Source organism: Paenibacillus pasadenensis, from assembly GCF_023715725.1.
GTDB classification, from domain to species: Bacteria; Bacillota; Bacilli; order Paenibacillales; family Paenibacillaceae; genus Paenibacillus_O; species Paenibacillus_O pasadenensis_A.
Genome location: NZ_JAMBOT010000004.1, coordinates 470,251 through 490,536, shown reverse-complemented (window position 1 = coordinate 490,536; position 20,286 = coordinate 470,251). Strand labels below are relative to the sequence as shown.

General features: G+C 54.3%; 15 protein-coding genes, 3 tRNA genes and 1 rRNA gene. 17 read left to right on the top strand and 2 right to left on the bottom strand.

The window, feature by feature from the left end; genetic code table 11:
* From M3223_RS13640 to M3223_RS13620, 5 genes are all read left to right on the top strand, one after another.
* A 23S ribosomal RNA gene (locus M3223_RS13640) occupies window positions 1–198 on the top strand; the annotation flags it as partial.
* Window positions 199–282: 84 nt separating this feature from the next.
* A tRNA-Met gene (locus M3223_RS13635) sits at window positions 283–359 on the top strand.
* 24 nt (window positions 360–383) lie between these two features.
* Window positions 384–460: transfer RNA gene (locus tag M3223_RS13630), tRNA-Asp, on the top strand.
* Window positions 461–474: 14 nt separating this feature from the next.
* Window positions 475–549: transfer RNA gene (locus M3223_RS13625), tRNA-Gly, on the top strand.
* Window positions 550–840: 291 nt separating this feature from the next.
* Complete coding sequence (locus M3223_RS13620) at window positions 841–1,878, top strand: SPL family radical SAM protein (protein WP_251562270.1); 1,038 nt, start codon at window positions 841–843, stop codon at window positions 1,876–1,878.
* 10 nt (window positions 1,879–1,888) lie between these two features.
* Here M3223_RS13620 and M3223_RS13615 read toward each other — a convergent pair whose 3' ends face one another.
* A complete protein-coding gene (locus tag M3223_RS13615; protein WP_251562268.1) occupies window positions 1,889–2,125 on the bottom strand; it encodes a hypothetical protein in 237 nt (78 codons plus the stop codon).
* Between the two features lie 116 nt (window positions 2,126–2,241).
* On the opposite strand from M3223_RS13615, the gene M3223_RS13610 reads away from it, so the two are divergent.
* From M3223_RS13610 to msrB, 11 genes are all read left to right on the top strand, one after another.
* Window positions 2,242–3,228 carry a helix-turn-helix transcriptional regulator gene (locus M3223_RS13610; protein WP_251562266.1) on the top strand — a complete coding sequence of 329 codons (987 nt, stop codon included), beginning with the start codon at window positions 2,242–2,244 and terminating at the stop codon, window positions 3,226–3,228.
* A 95-nt stretch (window positions 3,229–3,323) separates the two neighbouring features.
* Window positions 3,324–3,761 (top strand): MarR family winged helix-turn-helix transcriptional regulator, encoded by a 438-nt coding sequence (locus M3223_RS13605; protein ID WP_251562264.1) that lies wholly within the window; start codon window positions 3,324–3,326, stop codon window positions 3,759–3,761.
* Window positions 3,762–3,798: 37 nt separating this feature from the next.
* Window positions 3,799–6,984, top strand: a complete 3,186-nt coding sequence (locus M3223_RS13600) for an MMPL family transporter (protein ID WP_251562262.1) — start codon at window positions 3,799–3,801, stop codon at window positions 6,982–6,984.
* A 426-nt stretch (window positions 6,985–7,410) separates the two neighbouring features.
* Entirely contained in the window at window positions 7,411–8,412 is a 1,002-nt protein-coding gene (locus M3223_RS13595; protein ID WP_251562260.1) for an aldose 1-epimerase, read from the top strand.
* 79 nt (window positions 8,413–8,491) lie between these two features.
* Window positions 8,492–9,274, top strand: coding sequence for an SDR family NAD(P)-dependent oxidoreductase (locus tag M3223_RS13590; protein WP_251562258.1), 783 nt, complete (start codon window positions 8,492–8,494; stop codon window positions 9,272–9,274).
* A 79-nt stretch (window positions 9,275–9,353) separates the two neighbouring features.
* Window positions 9,354–12,155: a CHASE3 domain-containing protein gene (locus M3223_RS13585; protein WP_251562256.1), complete on the top strand. Its 2,802-nt coding sequence runs from the start codon at window positions 9,354–9,356 to the stop codon at window positions 12,153–12,155.
* Between the two features lie 63 nt (window positions 12,156–12,218).
* Window positions 12,219–12,563 (top strand): LapA family protein, encoded by a 345-nt coding sequence (locus tag M3223_RS13580; RefSeq protein ID WP_251562254.1) that lies wholly within the window; start codon window positions 12,219–12,221, stop codon window positions 12,561–12,563.
* Window positions 12,564–12,781: 218 nt separating this feature from the next.
* Window positions 12,782–14,242 (top strand): nicotinate phosphoribosyltransferase, encoded by a 1,461-nt coding sequence (locus tag M3223_RS13575; RefSeq protein ID WP_251562253.1) that lies wholly within the window; start codon window positions 12,782–12,784, stop codon window positions 14,240–14,242.
* On the top strand, window positions 14,205–15,317 hold the full coding sequence (locus M3223_RS13570) for an alpha/beta hydrolase (RefSeq protein ID WP_251562250.1): 1,113 nt from the start codon (window positions 14,205–14,207) through the stop codon (window positions 15,315–15,317). The genes M3223_RS13575 and M3223_RS13570 overlap by 38 nt, the downstream gene beginning before the upstream one ends.
* A 58-nt stretch (window positions 15,318–15,375) precedes the next feature.
* Window positions 15,376–15,618 (top strand): hypothetical protein, encoded by a 243-nt coding sequence (locus M3223_RS13565; RefSeq protein WP_251562248.1) that lies wholly within the window; start codon window positions 15,376–15,378, stop codon window positions 15,616–15,618.
* A 146-nt stretch (window positions 15,619–15,764) separates the two neighbouring features.
* Entirely contained in the window at window positions 15,765–16,727 is a 963-nt protein-coding gene (msrB, locus tag M3223_RS13560) for a peptide-methionine (R)-S-oxide reductase MsrB (protein ID WP_251562245.1), read from the top strand.
* A 119-nt stretch (window positions 16,728–16,846) separates the two neighbouring features.
* Here msrB and M3223_RS13555 read toward each other — a convergent pair whose 3' ends face one another.
* The gene (locus M3223_RS13555) at window positions 16,847–17,425 is read right to left on the bottom strand and encodes a TetR/AcrR family transcriptional regulator (protein WP_251562243.1); all 579 of its coding nucleotides are present in this window, start codon (window positions 17,423–17,425) and stop codon (window positions 16,847–16,849) included.
* Between the two features lie 465 nt (window positions 17,426–17,890).
* On the opposite strand from M3223_RS13555, the gene M3223_RS13550 reads away from it, so the two are divergent.
* A complete protein-coding gene (locus tag M3223_RS13550) occupies window positions 17,891–20,170 on the top strand; it encodes a YhgE/Pip domain-containing protein (RefSeq protein WP_251562241.1) in 2,280 nt (759 codons plus the stop codon).
* The last annotated feature ends 116 nt before the right edge of the window (window positions 20,171–20,286 follow it).

The window sequence follows — 20,286 nt, the reverse complement described above, 5'->3', positions numbered from 1 at the left end:
GTTGTTCCGCCAGGAGCACCGCTGGGTAGCCAAGTACGGACGGGATAAGCGCTGAAAGCATCTAAGCGCGAAGCCCCCCTCAAGATGAGATTTCCCAGTATGTAAGACCCCTAGAAGACGACTAGGTAGATAGGTTCGAGGTGGAAGCGCAGCAATGCGTGCAGCTGACGAATACTAATCGGTCGAGGGCTTATCCTTATCTACGCAAGACAACAGCCGGTCAGCACGGCATACCGTTCGATCCAGTTTTCAGGGCGCAAGTCCTGAAGAAGATTTTAACGACGCGGGGTGGAGCAGTCCGGTAGCTCGTCGGGCTCATAACCCGAAGGTCACAGGTTCAAATCCTGTCCCCGCAACCATTTTTTTCTTTTTACATACTTTGTGGAGCTGTGGTGTAGAGGCCTAACATGCCTGCCTGTCACGCAGGAGACCGCGGGTTCGAATCCCGTCAGCTCCGCCATTTTTACATTATCTGCGGAAGTGGCTCAGCGGTAGAGCATCGCCTTGCCAAGGCGAGGGTCGCGGGTTCGATTCCCGTCTTCCGCTCCATCTTATATAACTAAAGCTGCCTATTCGGCGGCTTTTTTGTTTTGCTTTTAAATTTTTTGATCCTCGAATAGATTTACGCCGAAAGATGAACGCAAACCGGGAGGGAGCCAACGGAGGCGCCAGTGCTTTGGAAGCTCGTATAATTTCATTTATATTATGAATGATTTGCTGCATTAACAAAGCCCTGCACACCGCTTGATATGGCGGCCAGCAGGGTTGTTTTTTTAGAATGTAAATGATATAGTACGTTTATAATAATAGAACAAATGTTCTTGTATTGGGGGTGCAGTCATGTCGAAGGTCCGATTGGAAGCGGTGAAGGTGAAACAGCTGATGAGCCGTGTTAAAGAAGAACGAATGCCGTTTAACTGGTCCGTTAACCCTTATCGGGGCTGTTCGCATGGCTGCGGCTTTTGTTACGCAAGGGCCTTTCAATCGTTTATCGGGCTGGACAGCGACGAGTTCCAAAACCGTATTTTAGTCAAAGAAAATGCAGCCGAGGCTCTGCAGCAGCAGCTTCACCGTATGGCGGCAAGCCGGGAGTTCGACCTGCCGCTTTTGGCGCAAGACATCGGTCACATTGCGGTTGGAACGGCAACGGACCCGTACCAGCCTGCCGAGAGCAGCCGCATGGTTACCCGCGAATGCTTGAAGGTTATGGCGCGTTATCAGGTGCCGGTCTCCATTACGACCCGTTCGCCGTTAGTGTTGAGAGATTTGGATTTGCTGGCGCAATGCCGTCTAATAGCGGTCAACATTAGTCTCAATACGCTGGATGACGGGCTTATCCGCTCGCTCGAGCCGGGATCTCCACTGTCTGGGCAAAGACTGCAGGCTGTGCGGGAGCTTAGGGAGGCGGGAATGCCCGCGGGCGTGTTTGCAGCTCCGATTTTACCGGTTCTCGGCGATTCCAGACAACAGCTTAACGAGCTGATGCAGGCAGTGAAGTCTGCCGGAGCGGAATATATGATGACCTCGCTGCTGCGGCTGAGCCCCGAGGTAAAAAGCTGGTACTATCGTGTTGTACGAGAGACGGCTCCGCAGGTATTGCCGGAATATGAACGAATCTTTCATGGTGCGTACGCGTCCAGCAGCTATGCGGATAAGATCCATCGCCGAATAGAAGAACTGCGCGTCATTCATGATTTACCGAGCTCCGAGACTATCCATCGGAAGACAGCTTCGCATTCTCCAGAGCGTTCAGCGGAATTGGCGGCGAATCCCGGCAGCTTGCAGTCCAGGCTGGCCAAGCGAAGAGACAATTATGAAGCCGCTGTCCGGCCTGGACCAGCGATTGAAATTATGGAGCAGCTATCGTTTTCGTTCTAAAGCCAGCGGTTCATTTTTCAAACCCGGTATGATATTTTCGAGCGCTTGAGGAATCGTCCTTTGTATGGGTTTTGTTTTTCTCATCCTGCTGCTGGATGGTCAGATCCTCGACCGGAATGGGATCTACATTTTGCTGGGACGGATCGCGGTCCATCTGGCTTTCCTTGTCGGTCGGGAACTGCTCGGGATGGTCCCGGTCTGCCATGCTTAGAGTCCGGTTCAGCTTTTTGTCTCGGGGTTCCGTCATCTTGAGCACCTCATTTTGGAGTAGTCCGCTCTTGCAGCTAAGGGCTGAGTGCGGCCGTTTTCTGCTTATTACCCGCTGCGGGACGGGAAATAACGATATGGAGGGAGTTAACGGCAATGAAGCTGGAAAGGCTGCTCGGCATTACCATGCTGCTGCTGGGCAGACGTCGAGTTGGAGCTCAGGAGCTGTCTGAGCGGTTCGAGGTGTCGCTCCGAACGATCTATCGTGATCTTGAGGCGCTGAATTCGGCTGGAGTACCGGTTGTTTCGTATCCTGGCCTGGATGGCGGTTATGAGATTATGGAGCAATATCGGATTGATAGACAGTTTTTGAGCCTGGACGAGCTTCGCTCCATTATCGTGGCGCTCAAAGGCGTGCAGCCGGTGCTCAGTGAGCTGCAAGTCGGCAAGCTTCTCGACAAGGTTGGCGCTCTGTTAAACCGTTCAGGCTCTGCTAATGCCGCAGATGAGGCCGGAAGCCGCATCGTTATTGAGCTTAATCCTTGGCGTTCCGGCGATGCCCAGCAAGCGATGTTGGAGGAGCTAAACCGGGCGTTGGACGACTGTTTAGTCGTCAGGCTTATTTATACGGACTGGCAGAGTGCGGTGAGCGAGCGGGAAGTGGAGCCGATCGGCCTTGTGATGCGGGATATGGTCTGGTATCTGTATGGGTACTGCCGGTTAAGGCAGGACTATCGGACGTTTCGGCTGAACCGGGTGGAGCAGCTGGCGGTTCAGCCGGATGTTTTTGCCCGTCATTCCATGACGATTAAGGAAGTGGACCGCCGCTGGGAGGAGGATGCCGAGCTTCGTGTATCCCTTCGGCTCCTGTTTCATCCGTCCGTCAAAACCCGGGTACGGGATCAGTACGGACCTCATTCTTATTTTATCCGGGAGGACGGCTGGCTGGAGGTCGTATGCGATAGCCACAAGGGTTATTGGCTGTATTCTAGGCTGCTAAGCTACGGTCCATATGTACGCGTGTTGGAGCCGCCTGAAGTGGCTCAGGAAGTACTCGCACAAGCTGCAGGAATTACGGCGTTGTATTCAAAATCCGTGCCGCAAGTTAGGGTCGCGGAGAGCGCCCTCATTGCCTCGAACTAAGCTGCTTGTCTGTTGACAGGCGGCTTTTTATTGTGATATGGTTCGAATATCTAATTGTTTCATATTGAAACTTGTACAACGTGAAAGGAGCCGTCATGGAAGAGGCTAAGCTGAAGGAAATCATTGAGCGCTACGAAATCGCCAGTTTTTTTGTAACAAGAAGATTTAACGCATTAGTACAGGATAAACTGACTGGCGACATGACGAGGGAACAGTTCTCCATTGTCCGATATTTGAATCTGCATACTCAGAGCACATCCTCGGAGCTTGCGGAGGCATTTTGCGTGAACAAAAGCAGTATTACTTCTATTATAAACAAACTCGTGGATAAAGGCATGATTTTCCGCAAACCAGATCAACAAGACCGGCGGGTCATTCATTTGTCGTTGACGGAGGAAGGATCACGTTTAGCCGAACAGTACGGGGCAATTATGTCCGAGACGCTTGGAGGTTATATCGGCCACTTCAGTGAGGATGATGCCGTTCAATTCATCGAAACCTTTGAGCTGCTGGCAAATCGGCTGAAGGACTAAAAAGAGAAAATCGTTGATTGAGAAGGAGCGTTGAGTGTTGAGAACGATACTGAAATTGCGCTGGGTTATTTTGATTGCGTGGATTGTTCTATCGGCAGGACTTATGCTGCTGGCTCCGGACATGGCGCAGCTTGTTAGAGATAAAGGGCAGATCACCGTGCCGGACGGTTATTCCTCCTCTCATGCCAAGGAGCTGTTGAAGGAAAAGAATGCTGCCGCTGAAGCCTCAAGTAAAGATGAACAGTCGGCTGTGCTTGTGTTTCACCGGGCGGAAGGGCTGACCAGCGCTGACCAGGACGAGATCAAACGCGGACTTGCTGCGCTAGCCGGTCAGAAAAGCCTGGGCATTACTTCTGTGACGAGCCCCTTCGACCAGGAGGAGCTAAAGGATCAATTGGTGGCGAAGGACGGCAAAACCGTTCTGGCGTTAGTCTCGATTGAAAGTGGCGGCAAGGAGCGAAAAGAACTGCAGGACGCTCTTTATGCCGCGGCGGACAATATTAAAGTCGACCACTATTACACCTCGGAATGGCTGATTGAAGAGGATCAGACACGCAGCTCGATGGAAGGGCTGGCCAAGACGGAATATATTACGGTTATTTTTATTCTTGTTATTCTGTTTCTCGTGTTCCGTTCCGCGGTGGCTCCTTTTGTGCCGCTGCTTGTTGTGGGACTCAGTTATTTGCTGTCCCAATCGATTGTTGCTTATTTGGCGGAGTATGCCGGGTTTCCGATCTCGACGTTCACACAGATTTTTATGGTGGCGATTATGTTTGGTATCGGAACGGACTACTGTATTCTATTGATCAGCCGTTACAAGGAGGAGCTTGCGAGCGGACGCGATCGTACGGAAGCCATTATTCATACCTATAAAAATGCCGGCCGCACAGTGCTTATTTCCGGTCTAGCTGTGCTGATCGGTTTTGCTTCAATCGGTTTTTCTACCTTCAGCCTGTACCGGTCGGCCGTTGCGGTAGCTGTCGGCGTTGCCGTGCTGATGATTGCGCTTGTGACGCTTGTACCGTTTTTCATGGCTGTGCTTGGCAATGCTCTGTTCTGGCCCAAAAAAGGATCGCTGGAGCATAACGAGAGCCGGATATGGGACCGCATGGGCCGCTTCTCGCTTCGCAAGCCATTATGGGCTCTGCTGCTGCTGGCGATTGTGATTGTGCCGTTTCTCGTTTCGTATAAAAATGCCATTTCGTTCAACTCCTTGGATGAAATCGGCGAGAAATACGAATCCGTTAAAGCATTCAATCTAATTTCCGGCAGCTTCGGCCCCGGCGATTCCATGCCAACTACGGTTGTGCTGAAGAGCGATCAGAGCTTTGACAGTAAAGAGGGCTTGGCAGCGCTGGAGCAAGTGAGCCGTGAGCTGGCGAAAATCGAAGGCGTTAAGCTGGTTCGCAGCGCCACAAGGCCGACGGGCGAGCCGCTGAAGGATCTGGAGGTTGCCTCGCAAGCAGGAACGCTTCAGGATGGCATCGGCCAAAGCACGGACGGGCTGGACAAAATCGGCAAAGGCCTTTCCGATGCCAGCGCAAGTCTGGCTGCTAACGCGCCGAAGCTGGAGGAAGCAGCTGCTGGAGCCGGCGAGCTGGTTGACGGAACCGCCAAGCTGCAAAACGGCGTTGAACAGCTTGAGGACGGCTTGCGCCGTATTCAAAAAGGGCTTGAAGACGGCTCGGCTGGAGCCGGCGAGCTTTATACCGGGTTGGAGCAGGCGCGGAAAAGCGCCGAGCAGCTGGCTGCTGCAAGCACCGAGCTGCTGAAAGGCTACCGCCAGGCAGAGGGAGGACTAAGCCAGCTGAGCAATGCTTACGGTCAGCTTGCGACGAGCCAAAAGCAGCTGACGGATGGGCTTGCAGGGCTGCAGCAGGCGTTCCAGGCACTGGGGGACAAATACCCGGAGCTGCAAGGCGATGAGCAGTATCAATCGGCAATGCAATCTCTTGGAGGCCTGCAAGGCGGGTCAGAACAGCTTGGCGAAGGGCTGAGGAAAGCAAATGAGCAGCTAGCCGGAGCTGTACAGGGAATGGCTAAGGCGAACAGCGGACTGGAGCAGGCCAGCGCCGGCCAGGCAGCGCTCGGCGACGGCTTGCGCAAGCTGGCTGCAGGTATCGCTGAGCTGCAGAAGGGAATTTCGCAGGCAGCGGGCGGCCAAGGCCAAATTATCGGACAGCTGCCGCAGGTCAGCGCCGGTTTCGATGAGCTTAAAGGTGGCCAGCAGCAGCTGCAGCAAGGTTTTGCTGATCTGGGCAAACAGCTCGGCCAGCTGACAAGCGGGCTCGACCAAAGCGCCGGCGGCATCAATCAAGTATCCGACGGCCTGTCGGAAGCGAAAACCTACCTGACCGAGCTGTCGGATTCCCCTAGCCGCAGCCTAACCGGGTGGAACTTGCCGGAGCAAGCGCTAAACGACGAGCAGTTCCAAAAAGCAGTGGACGTTTACGTGTCCCAGGCCGGCACTATTGCAACATTAGATGTCGTGTTTGCATCCAACCCTTACGAAAAACAGACGCTGGACAAAATTCCGGATGTCGAAGCGGCCATTGAAAGAGGGCTTGCCGGAACTCCGTACAGCAAAGCTCAATATGCACTTGGAGGCATAACAAGCACGCAGCATGATTTGAATATGATTTCCAAAGCGGACTATAACCGCACCGTCATCCTGATGATGATCGGAATTTCCATTATTCTCATTTTGCTGTTCCGCTCCATTATTATTCCTGCCTATATTATGGCTTCGCTGCTGATCACCTACTATACGTCGGTCGCGGTGGCGGAAGTTATTTTCAGCCGCATATTGGATTATTCCGGAATCAGCTGGCCGGTGCCGTTTTTCAGCTTCGTGCTGCTGATCGCACTTGGCGTCGATTACAGCATCTTCCTGCTCGACCGCTTCCGGGAGTATAAACATCTGCCGGTGCAAGAAGCGATTCTGCTCGCCATGCGCAACATGGGATCGGTTATTTTATCCGCTGCGGTTATTTTGGGCGGGACGTTCGCCGCAATGCTTCCTTCCGGAGTCATGTCGCTGATGCAGATTGCCACGATTGTCCTGGTTGGACTGCTGCTTTACGCAGTGCTTATCCTGCCGCTATTCATTCCGGTCATGGTGCGCATGTTCGGTCCGGCCAACTGGTGGCCGTTCATGAGTCAAAGCAGCCGTGCCGATGCGGGAGATTCCGTTCAGCGCGAGCCGTTTATGGCTGACCGGTAGAAAGGCTGACAAGATTCGATCAGGGCGTGTCTGAATACTCCGAGGGTAGCAGATTTTGGCGAATTTTCGTTCCATGCAAGGAACTTTTGTGAAGGCGTACCGGGGGTACGTCAAGCAAAAGTGACGAAGCAGGGGGCGGAAAGGCGGTGTAAGATGCCCCAGAGCGGGTTTTCAGACACGCCCTAGGTACGAAAAAGCAGCTATTTGATGTCGAAATCCTATCGTAAAATAGTTTGAGTGAATGCAGCAGCCTCATCTGCTGCATTCATTGCTCCTGAAGCTTCGGGCTTCAGGAGCTTTTTTCATGTCATCGGCATTCCGCTAACTATCGTTTCTAGCCGCTATTCTGCGGGACACCATAGATTATCAATCTCGCATTATGGTACTCTAGTAGCAGTTGAATGAGAGAGAGGAGCAGTCGCAAAGATGGGAGCGAGCAGTGCATTCGAGGGCATTTATCAAGGCCAGAAAGCGATCTATTTGCGTGCAGGCAATTACGAGGCAGTTATGCTGCCGGAAATCGGCGGCAATATGATTGCGTTCCGTGATCTTACGACAGGGTACCGTTTTTTGCGGGAGCCTTCCCAAGAGGATATGCCGAAGTTCAAGGAATCCTCTGTAGTATGGGGAATTCCTGTTTTATTTCCGCCAAACCGCTTTGAAGACGGACGCTTTCCATTCCAAGGCCGGATTTATCAGCTGCCGGTAAACGAACCGGAGCGGGAAAACCATATTCACGGCTTCCTTTTCCAGGTTCCATGGGAAGTGGAAAGCTTCGGCTGCAAGGGCGAGGAAAGTTATGTTACGGTGTCGGTGCGTGTCGACGAAGAGCATAGCGCTTACCGCCGGTTCCCGTTCCGTTATACGGTAAGACTGCATTACACGCTTAGTCCGGACGGACTGGCGCAGCAGGTGACCGTACGCAATGACGGGCAAGAAGCAATGCCTTGTCTGCTTGCTTTCCATACGACGCTGAATGTTCCATTTGCTCAAGGGAGCTCGGAAAAAGACTACCGGATGAAGCTTACGGTAGGCCGCCGTTGGGAAATGAGCGAGCGTATGCTGCCTACCGGCCGTTATCTTGCATTGACTCCGCAGGAGGAAGCATTGAAAGGGGAGGGAGTAGATCCTTTCTGGACAGCGCTGGACAATCATTATACGGTCGAGCCTCAAAACGGCCGCAATCGCATGGAACTGACCGACACGAAACGAGGCGTTACGCTTGTCTATGATGTCGGAACATCCTATAAACAATGGATGATTTATAACAATGGCGGCCAGGATTTTGTATGCCCCGAGCCGCAAATCAACCTGGTCAATGCACCTAATATAGATCTGCCTGCCGAAGAAATCGGACTGTTCAGCTTGGGGCCGGGTGAGATTTGGCAGGAGCTGGGCCGATTGTATGTGAAGGCACAGCAGCACTAACCTTAAATTCCGACATATGCGTCGATTTCCCGGGAAATGCCTCGTATGGAACGGGAAATCGGCCGTCCAGGAGGGACTTATGGAGCTTAATTTGCAAAATAAACGAGCCATTGTTACGGGCGGGAGCAAAGGCATCGGGTTTGCGACTGCAATGGCTTTGTCGCTTGAAGGCGCAAAGGTAGCCATTATTGCCCGGACAGCGGCTGAGCTGAAGGAAGCGGCTGCCCGGATTCGCGAAAGTACAGGCGGCGAAGTGCTGGCGGTACAGGGCGATGTTTCGGACGAAGCATCCGCTTCAACAGCGGTGCAGAGCATCGCGCAGGCCTGGAATGGCGGAATCGACATTTTGATCAACAATGCTGGAACTGCAGCAGCGGCGCCGTTCGACAAGGCGGACGCCCCCGCGTGGAAAGCCGACCTTGATCTTAAACTGCTTGGCGCAGTAAACATGACGCAGGCAGCCCTGCCTTATATGAAGGATTCCGGCGGGGCTGTCGTTAATGTGACGGCAATCGGCGGCAAAACGCCGCCTAAAGCATCGCTGCCGTCCTCGGTAACGAGAGCGGCGGGAATTGCGCTTACCAAAGCGATGAGCCGTGATTTGGCTGAGTTCGGCATCCGAGTTAATGCGGTATGCATTGGCCTAATCCGCAGCGCTCAAATCGAAGCGGTGTGGCGGAGGACAAGCCCGGAGCTGACCTGGGAGCAATATGCACGGGATTCGCGCCACGATATACCGCTTGGCAGAATCGGAGACACGGCGGAGGCTGCCAACGCCATCGTTTTTCTCGCATCAGGCGCAGCTTCATATGTAACGGGAACAGCGCTAAATATTGACGGCGGCAAATCGCCTGTAACATAGCGGTCCTTGGGCCGCTTTTCTTTTATATTTTGGATGCCCCTCTGCCGGAGCGGCGCATCAGACAGGAGCATTACAAGCAATGGCACCCGTCCCTGCTTTAAAATCGAATCGAAGAGTGACGATCCGCAGCAAAATCATTGCCGGTTACGCCGTTATTCTGGCATGTCTCGCTGTATCGATTTTGATCGTTTTTTCACAGTTGTCGGCGGTCCAGAAAGAAACCGAGCGTGTCACTAAACATGATATCTCCGTGCAAAGGCTTACGTTCACGATAGAGAAAAACATGCTGGATATGGAAACCGGCCAGCGGGGCTACATTATAACCGGAGACGACCAGTACTTGGAGCCGTTCCGCGCAGGCTTCTCCGCTTGGCAGTCCAACTTCAGCCAGCTGACCGGCATGATGGAGGATAATCCTACGCAGACGAAGGCGCTTGAGCTTGTGCAGCATTCGATTAAGGAATGGCTCGACATTACGATGCCGATTATCGAAGCCAAGCAGAGCGGCGATGAAGCGAAAATTGCCGCTTACTACGATATCGACCGCGGCAAGCAAAATATGGATCAGCTGCGCGGCATGTTCGACGCCTTTCGCGAGAGAGAGCAGGAGCAGGCGATGCAGCGTCTGGAGCAGCTGGAGCGCAACAACAGCCTGCTGCGCACGAGCCTGATCGGACTGTTTCTGTTCTCGCTCACATTATCGGGGTTGTTTGCATGGGGAATATCGCGTTCCGTCGTTCGCACACTGACGAGCGTGACGGATTCTATCGCTGGAATGACGGAAGCGGAAGTGCTTGGCCAGGAGCAGCTGTCCCGGCGGATCGCCGTAACGTCGCGTGACGAAATTGCGGATCTTGCACTGGCAACAAACCGGCTGCTGGATGATTTTGAAGGGCGCAACTGGCTGCAGCAGCGGGCATTGCAGCTTGGCGGACGCATGCAGCAAACATCTACCGGGGAAGAAACGGGCGAGGTGTTCGTGACGGCAATGGCCGATGCTCTTCAGTCGCCGTACGCCGTTGTTTATACGCTGGACTCCATCAAATCCGGTCGCCGATACCGGTTGGCCGCATCGTTGTCTGAAGATCCAGAATTCAAAAGCACGCTTCCGTCTGCTTTTGAATATAATGAAGGTTTAGTCGGCCGCTGCGCGGCTGAACAGCAATTGCGGCACTATGATATGCCTCAAGATTATGTAAGAGTCAGCTCCGGGCTTGGCAGTGCACGGCCTCAGCATCTGCTGCTTGTGCCCGTAGTATACGAACAGCGTACGCTGGCGGTTATTGAGCTGGCTCGCTTTTTCCCGTATACCGAGCTAGAGCAGCGGCTTGCGGGTCAAGCGGCAGAGCAGCTGGGCTTGGCGCTGCATCGCGTTCAAACGGCCCAAGAAATTAAATCCTTGCTGCAGGAATCCCAGTCCATGACCGAGGAGCTGCAAATGCAAGCGGAAGAGCTGCAGTCGCAGCAGGAGGAGCTGTCCGCTTCAAACGAGCAGCTGAACCGCCAGTTTCAGCTGTCGGAGGAGAAGTCGCTGCGTCTGGAGCAGATTCAGCAGGAGCTTACACTTTATGCGGCCGAGCTGGAGCGAAGCTCCCGCTACAAAAACGAGTTTATGGCCAATATGTCGCATGAGCTGAGGACGCCGCTGAACAGCATGCTTATTTTATCCCAAATGCTGTCAGAGAACCCGGAACGCAATTTGTCCTCCAAGGAAGAGGAGTTTGCCAAGGTCATTCATTCCGCAGGCACCGATTTGCTGTCGCTCATTAACGATATTTTGGATCTGTCCAAAATTGAAGCCGGCAAAATGGAGATTTCGCTGGAGCCGGTCAATTTGAGCGAGCTTCCGCATGTGGTTGAATCGTTGTTCCACGGACAGGCAGAACGGACCGGTCTCGCCTTCTCGGTCCTTCGCCGGATGGAAGTGCCGGATCTGCTAGTAACTGATGAGCAAAGGCTGATGCAAATTATACGAAATCTGCTGTCGAACGCCTTTAAATTCACCCGCCAAGGCGAGGTATCACTCGTTATTACACAGGCGGACCGGGAAACGGTCCGCAAAGTGCTGCCGGAGCGTGTCGGCATGCCGGTTATTGCATTTGAGATAAGAGATACGGGCATCGGCATCGATCCGTCCAAACATGAGCTGATTTTTGAGGCGTTCCGCCAAGCTGACGGGACGACCAGCCGCCAGTTCGGCGGCACGGGACTTGGCCTGTCCATCTCGCGCGAGCTGGCTGCCCTGCTTCAAGGCAGTCTTACCGTGGAGAGCAGTCCGGGAGCCGGCAGCAAGTTCACGCTGTATCTTCCTTCACTGCACAAGGAAGCTGGCTCCAAGTATAACGAGCTGGTTGTTCCAGCCGTCCCGAAAATACCAAACGCCGAGTCCATCCTCAAGGAAGAGCTTTCCGCCGAGGGGGCAATGCTCCGGCAGCTGGAGGATCGCTCGCGCTTTTATCCGGCAGCGGCGTCGGATTCGACATTGGCTTTGGACAATTCTTACTCCGGCAGAAGAGTGCTTGTTGTCGACGACGATATTCGCAATGTCTACAGCTTGACCAGCTTCCTGGAGAAAAACGGCATGGAAGTGATTTCTGCCAGCAACGGAAGTGAAGCTTTGGACATTTTGGACCATATTCCGTGCGATCTGGTGTTAATGGACATGATGATGCCGGTTATGGACGGATACGAGGCAATCCGGAAAATTCGCAGCCATCCTGAGCACCGCGAGCTGCCGGTCATTGCCATTACAGCAAAAGCGATGCCGCAGGACCGGGAGCTCTGTTTGGAAGCGGGAGCTTCGGATTATATCTCCAAACCATTGAACCTGGAGCAGCTTACTTCCTTGCTGGAAGTGTGGATGCTGCGAAAAAGAGTTTAATCCGTTATTGTTAAGGGTTAAAAGGGAACAATAAGGAAACAATGCGGATGGGGTGGTTCACCTATGAAAACGCAAGGCTTGCTCATTTCCGGCTTGATCTTTGCTTTGATCATTGCCATTTTTGCGGTCATTAACGTTGATCCCGTACAGGTTAACTTCCTGTTCGCGCAGACGAATTCGCCGCTCATTCTCGTTATTCTCGGTTCAGCTCTGCTCGGCGGGTTAAGCGTAGGGCTGCTTGGCATTATCCGCTCCTACAGACTGAACCGTCAGCTGAAGGCGCTGCAGAGAGAGCTTAACGAGCTTAAATCAAAACCGCTTGGCTACACAAAAGAGCCGGTTGTGCTGCAGGAAACGGGTCCGGGGGCCGAGCCGGCTGCCGTGCCGGTCCGGCATTCGGCCGAGTAGCTGTCGGCTATACGGAAAGCTGCGCTATTAAGCGCAGCTTTTGCGTTAAGTGTGACGGCATAGTGCTGCGCTTTTAAGCGCAGCTTTTGCGTTAAGTGTGACGGCATAGTGCTGCGCTTTTAAGCGCAGCTTTTGCGTTTAATCTAACGACATAACGCGGCTCTCTATAGCGCAGCTTTTACTGTACAAACGGTGTAACAAGGAGGCTGACAGGTCAGATGGAGCCGTCAATCGCTCTGCATACCGATAAATATCAAATTAATATGATGTATGCCCATTGGAAAATGGGAACCCACAACCGTAAGGCCGTATTTGAGATGTATTTTCGCAAGCTTCCTTTCGGCAGCGGTTACGCTGTCTTTGCCGGATTACAGCGGATCGTCGATTATATAACGGAGCTTCGTTTTACGGATACGGAGCTGGCCTATTTGCAGCAGCAGGAAGAACGCTACGAGCCCGCCTTTATTGAGGAGCTGCGCCGGTTTCGCTTCAGCGGCAGTATCGATTCAGTGCCGGAAGGAACGCTGGTTTTTCCGAACGAGCCGCTCGTGAGGGTGGAAGGCCGCATAATGGAAGCGCAGCTGGTGGAAACGGCCATTCTTAATATGGCGAACTATCAGACGCTGATTGCGACCAAGGCCTCACGCATCCGGCAAGCGGCTGGAGATGACACGCTGCTGGAGTTTGGCACACGCAGAGCACAGGAGATGGATGCGGCAGTATGGGGGGCGCGAGCCGCCTATGTCGCTGGTTTTCACGCAACGAGCAATATGCGGGCCGGCCTGCTTTTTGGCATCCCGGCAAAAGGAACGCATGCTCATGCCTGGGTGCAGGCGCATCAATCCGAGCTAGAGGCGTTTGAGCGATATGCCGAGGCGCTGCCGGACGGCGTGACGCTGCTTGTCGATACCTACGATACGCTGGGCAGCGGCGTTCCGCATGCTATTGAGGTGGCCCGCCAGCTGAGGGCGAAGGGCAAGGAGCTGCAAGGAATTAGGCTGGACAGCGGGGATTTGGCGATTCTGTCTAAAGAAGCGAGGCGGATGCTGGACGAAGCGGGATTTCCCGGCGTGCGTATCGTAGCTTCCAATGACCTGGACGAACATATCATAATGGAGCTCAAAGCACAGGGAGCGGCCATTGACACCTGGGGAGTCGGAACCCAGCTCATTACCGCAGCGGATCAGCCCTCGCTCGGAGGCGTTTACAAGCTGGCCGCGATCGACCGCGGCGACGGCTACGAACCGGTCATTAAGCTATCCGGCAATCTCGACAAGGTGACGAATCCCGGCGCAAAAACGATCAGCCGGCTCATCGATACAAAGACAGGTTACGCGCTCGGCGATTATATGGCGCTGAGGGAGGAAGCAGCGTTGGAAGGAGAGCCGCTGCAGCGGATTGACCCGGCTCATCCATATGTCCGGACGGCTGTTTCAGTCTACAGAGCGGAACCGCTTCTGCAGCCGGTGTTTCGCAGCGGCGAGCTTGTCGCAAAGCTGCCGGAGCTGGAGGACATCCGTTGCTACCATCTTGCGCAGCTTTGTTTGTTCAGGCCGCAGCATCTGCGGAAGCTTCATCCTGAGCCATACCCGGTCTGGTTCAGCCAGCAGCTGTGGCAGCTCAAAACGGAGATGATCCAACGTGTCCAAGCCGTTCAAGGCGACAAAAAAAACGGATAATGGCAGGCTTGCACTGCCGCTCCGCATTTTGCTGGCTGCTGTGCATGCCGGCTCATGGATGACCGGTCGGCCGCTTCGCCGGATGCGCTGGCGCATGAGCTTGTTTATGAAAGCGATGGACGCAGCCGCTTGCTTGAAGCTTCCCGGTCAGCGAGTGGAGTGGGGCGATCTGCAGGCGCAGTCGCGCAGCGGAAGACCGATTCCGCTGCGTTGGTACCGTCCGGTTGCCCCGGAGTCGGGCGCAACGGGACCGCTGCCTGTTATTTTGTATTTTCACGGGGGCGGCTTTGCGCTTGGCGATCACCGGGTAAGGCATCGGTATAATCAGGCGTGGGCTGCACTGAGCGGCTGCCTGTTTCTGTCGGTCGGCTACCGGCTCGCGCCGGAACATCCTTATCCGCATGGTGCAGATGACGCGTATGAAGCGCTGCTCTGGGCAGCGGAAGAGGCGGGAAGGCTGGGCGGAGACCCTGCCCGGCTGGCCGTTGCCGGTGAAAGCGCGGGCGGCAATATTGCTGCGGTAACGGCGCTGCGCGCCGCCCGCAGCGGCGGTCCGCCGCTGAAAGGGCAGGCGCTGCTTTATCCGGCGGTCGACTTGACCGGCGGAAGCGGCTCCACTGACGCCGAGCAGCCTTCGCTGCGGCAAAACGGCCGGCAGTATATGCTGACGCTGCAGCTTCTGCAGCAATTCGCAAACGGTTATGCGCCGCCGGAGCTGCGGGTGGAGCCGGAGGTGTCGCCGCTGCTTGCGGAGCAGCTTGGCGGATTGCCGCCTGCACTGGTCGTGACGGCAGAGCTGGACCCGCTTCGCGACCAGGGGCATCAGTATGCGGAGCGGCTCCGCGCTGCTGGAATACCGACGGAATACTGCTGCTACGGCGGTATGATTCATGATTTTACAGCGATGATGCCGGGCTGGCTTCCTGAAGCCGAGCATTCGCTGCGGCTGTGTGCGGATTTCCTCAAAGAACGACTGCAGGAGGAAGCCGCCGTAACGGAGACGGATTGGACTGCAGGCATGATTGGTTCGGTAACGCCACAGGACAGTTCCTCCATTGGCAGCGAGCTGCAGTAGCAAAAATCGGGTTTAAGCGGCGTACAATTGCAACAAAGCCGGAGAAGGGGAATTCATTATGGATGAGCAGATTAGGGCCGCAAAGCTAGCGGAGGAAAACAAACAATTACAACAGCACTGCGAGGAGCTGGAGGCGCAGCTGCAGGCATATAAGATGAGCTTGTCTGCGGCTGAAGCGGAAAACGAGCGTCTGTCCGCTGAGGCGGCGAAGCTGGCATCTGAGGCGCAGCGGCTGCGGCGGAGGCTTGGAGGTTCATCTCAAGGAATGAACACGCGGCTGCAGGATGCGCTTCGGGAATAGCGTTTGGACTTTTCAGAGTCCGGTTCGTTATAATGAACAAAAGGCGGCTTCGTCCTTTTGGTAAATCGTGTAATTAAGGCTGTTGAAAGGCGTCGGAGTTTTAGCCGAGCCTGTTCACGGAGCTTTTATAAATGGGAGGGAAAGAGATGGACACGAGCAAACAACAGCTGGCAACGTTCGCTGGCGGATGTTTCTGGTGCATGGTATCTCCTTTTGAGGAGCTGCCCGGCATTATTCGCGTAGTATCCGGTTATACGGCGGGACATGTGGAAAATCCAACATATGATCTAGTATGCCAAGGGAACACGGGTCACACGGAAGCGATCCAGATTACGTATGATCCGGACGTTTTCCCATACGCCAAGCTGCTGGACATTTACTGGCAGCAGGTTGATCCGACCGATGCGCTGGGTCAGTTCGCAGACCGTGGCGATTCGTACCGCCCGGCTATTTTTTATCATACCGAGGAGCAGCGCAAGCTGGCTGAGGAATCGAAGCGCGCGCTTCAGGAGAGCGGGCGTTTTGATAAGCCAATCGTTGTGACGATTGAGCCGGCGGCTCCCTTTTACGAGGCGGAGGACTATCACCAGGACTATCACAAAACGCATCCGTTCCGCTATAAAATGTACCGCAGAGGCTCAGGGCGCGACAGCTTTATCGAGCAGCACTGGAAAATGAACAAAAACGAGGATGAGCTGCGTGCCCGCTTGAATCCTTTGCAATATGCGGTGACGCAGCACGACAAAACGGAGCCTCCGTTCCAAAACGAGTTCTGGGATCATAAAGAAGAGGGCATTTACGTGGACATCGTCTCGGGCGAGCCTCTGTTCAGCTCTCTCGACAAGTATGATTCCGGCTGCGGCTGGCCAAGCTTCACCAAACCGTTGTCCAAGGCGAGTGTTAAGGAAAAGTCGGACACAACGCTTTTTATGCTTCGCACCGAAGTTCGCAGCAAAGAAGCGGACTCCCATCTGGGGCATGTTTTCGACGACGGGCCTAAGGACAGGGGCGGAATGCGCTACTGCATCAATTCGGCCGCGCTCCGCTTCATTCCAGTGTCGCAGCTGGAGGAGGAAGGCTACGGAGAGTACCGCTCTCTGTTTGTTTAATTATTCCGAGTCACGGCTAAAAGCCGTCGCTAACCGCATCCAATGCGGCCGGTGACGGCTTTTTTTCATTCGCTTGCGCGCTGGTGCAGCAATATAATGTGTTTGTTTTAACTAATTTTCTATCTCTGCGAAATTCCATCCAGGAGGTAAAGCTCGAACAGACGCATCACATCTTCTTCTTTAAACGGCTCCCCTGATAAAGCCGGCCAGTCAACAACAAGCGTGATGAACAGCTTGACCAGCACGTAAGCGGTAAGCTTTGGATCGCATGGCTTGATTTCGCCCTTGGCGATTGCGTCCTGCACGGCGTTGGCGACAAATCCAAGCAGCGCCTCTTCCATCATGGAAATGCCAAAGCCTGCAGCGGCAGTCCCGATCTCCTTCATTTCCATCGTCAACCGGGAAAACAGTTCGTGCTCCTTGCGGTAATTAAGCACATCAATTAACGCGCGATGCAAATTTTCGGCAAAAGGTTTGTCCGGATCAATCGCATTCTCCGCCAGCTGCAAAATCTCCTGAACAAAATCCTTCATGATTTCCTCAAACAGCTGTTCCTTATTGTCAAAAAACGTATAGATCGTGCCTTTGGCGACACGCGCAATCCTGGCCACCTGATCCATCGTTGTCGCTTTGTAGCCGAACATAGCGAAGGATTTGGCGGCGGCTTGTACAACTTCAGCCCTGCGGTCGATCGACATTGGGCCTGACCCCCATCCGTGAACTTCTTCTCGATTAAAAGCACCAAGAGCATGCGTCTGTGACAGCCCGTTAGTTAATTCGGTTAACTCGGCTGCTTTAACGCAACTATGAAAGCTTATTTGGCCTTTATTGTTCCCATTTGTTATGTAACGCAACTGAAAAGCCTTATTAACCCTTACGTGCATGAAACCAGCGGATAACGCTGCTCAGATTCGTTAGCTCTCTGAGGAGGCCGTGATCCGGCCAATAGCGCGTCTTAGTTACGTTAGCCGTACGCAATCAATCGTAGCATAAGTCCACTATACGCTGCACGGATACGCCGGTTTCAGCCAGCGTGACGAGCTCAGGATAAAGCTGGAACAAAAGGCAGCAGCTTAAAGTTGCATGTTCGTTTCAAGCATGTTAAAGTTGTTTTTGACCAAATGACCGAATTTGATTTTTAGTCAAAAAGGAGATGAACCACTATGAGGGCTGTCACAACAGTCGGCAAAGACCTGAAGGCGATGTTCACTAAGCCGATGCTGGCCATTTCCTTCATTGCCGTTGCTTTTGTTCCTATTTTATATAGCGGTTTTTTAATTGAGGCTTCCTGGGACCCGTACGGACAGCTGGAAAAGATCCCGGTCGCCGTTGTGAACGAGGATCGCGGAACCGTTTATGAAGGCGAGGAGCTCCATGTCGGACAGGATTTTGTCAAGGAGCTGCAGGATAAGCGCGATTTCGATTGGCAGTTCGTCACGGCGGAACAGGCCGCCAAGGGCATCGAGGGCAACCAGTATTATATGGCGATAACGATCCCGCGTGATTTTTCTCAAAAGGCGTCCACATTAATGGATGATAAGCCGCAGCAAGCGGAAATTATTTTTGAGCCAAACGGAGATTATAACTTTATCGCCGGCCAAATTGGCAGCTCGGCTATGAAGGATATCCGGGCGGAGCTGAATGCGAGCATTACCGAGGCGTACACTCGGAGCATGCTGTCTCAAGTGAAAGAGATTTCGGATGGATTTGCAGAAGCGGGCAGCGGGGCAGGAGAGCTGAAGGAAGGAGCAGGAAAACTGGACGAAGGAGCGGCTGCGCTGCAAAAAAATCTCGCCAAGCTGGCGGATGGCACAGCAAAGCTGAGCGACGGTGTCGCTCCGCTTTCACAGGGTGCGCTCAAGCTGAAAGACGGCTCGCGTTCGCTTGCCGAAGGCAGCGGAACTTTGGCCTCAGGCCTCCAGCAGCTGACGCAAGCTGGCGGACAACTGGCTTCCGGCGCAGAATCGGCCGATAAGGGGGCCTCCCAATTAGTTGCGGGACTGGGCGCGTCGGCTGAAGCGAGCAACAAGCTGCAGCAAGGACTGGAGCAAGCATCCTCGGGCAGCGCCAAGCTGGAAGCCGGGCTGCAGCAGTCAGCGAAAGGCAGCTCGGAGCTGGCCGACGCGCTGAAGGCAGCGGAGGCGGGAGGCAGCGACGTGAGCGAAGGAGCGGCCAAGCTGTTCGCAGCACTTGAGGCGCTGCTGAAAGCAAACCCTGAGCTGGCCGACAGCGAACAGGGCAAACAGCTGCTGGCAGCAAGCCGGGAGCTCGCCGAGGGCAGCAGCAAGCTGAACGTCGCGCAGCGGCAGCTGACGGCCGGCGGCCAACAGCTGGCGGATAGCCAGCGACAGCTGCAAACGGGAGCCGCCGAGCTTAATGCAGCGGGGAAACAGCTGCTTGCTGGCGGCACCCAGTTGAATGCCGGACAGCAGCAGCTGCTTGAAGGCGCCCGGCAGCTGCAGTCCGGCACTGGCCAGTTGAGCGGCGGCATGACTCAGCTGAGCGGCAAGCTGGCCGAAGCTGCGGCAGGCGGCGCGGATCTTGCAGGCGGAGCCAAGACGCTGAATGGCGGAGTATCGCAGCTGAGTGGAGGCATCGGTCAGCTTGCTGGCGGTTTTGGCTCGCTATCGGACGGCGCATTAAAGCTGGAGAATGGCGCTGGAGAGCTGAAAAACGGTGCGGCCAAGCTGCAGCAAGGATCGGACGAGCTTCAGGGCAAGCTGAATGACGCCGCCAGCCAAACGGCGGAGGTCAAAGATGGAGACGATACGGTAGGAATGTTCGCCGCCCCCGTCACGATTAAAGAGGACAACTCGCGCAAGGTAGAAAATTACGGCATGGGCATCGCACCGTACTTTATTTCGATAGCGCTGTTTGTCGGCGGGCTGTTTTTCACAACGGTCGTTTCATCCAGGGAATCGTTCCAGCCGGAGGCGACTAGATTCGGACGTTTTTTGAGCCGCACATTCATCTACGTGCTCATGAGCATCTGCCAATCTGCGGCTGCGGTTCTGATTCTTCTTTACGGGCTTAAACTTGACGTTGGGCATGCGGGGCATTTCGTCGCTTTGATTTTTGCGGCAAGCCTAACGTTTACTCTTATCGTTCAAGCCCTCGTTACATGGGGCGACCAGGTCGGCCGTTATATCGCCGTTCTGATTATGATTCTGCAGCTGACGTCCAGCGCAGGCACGTTCCCGAAAGAGCTGCTTCCGGAATGGATGCAGGCCGTGCACCCATGGCTGCCGATGTCTCATAGCATTACGGGACTCAAAACAGCAATTTCCGGCGGAGATACGGCAGTTGTTTACCAGCAGCTTGGATACCTAAGCATTTATGCGGCGATTGCTTTGGCGGCTACTGCGCTTTATTTCACGCTTAAAGGCCGCCGCATACCTAATGCTGCGGAGCCAATGCAGCCAGCGGCTGAGCTGCAGGCATAACAAAATATGTGAAATCAACCCGCTCTCGAAGAAGAGCGGGTTTTTATCTAAAATTTGCCGAGAATACTCCACCTTCTACAAGGAGGGGGTGAATCGGCATTTTTTGGGTGTTAAAA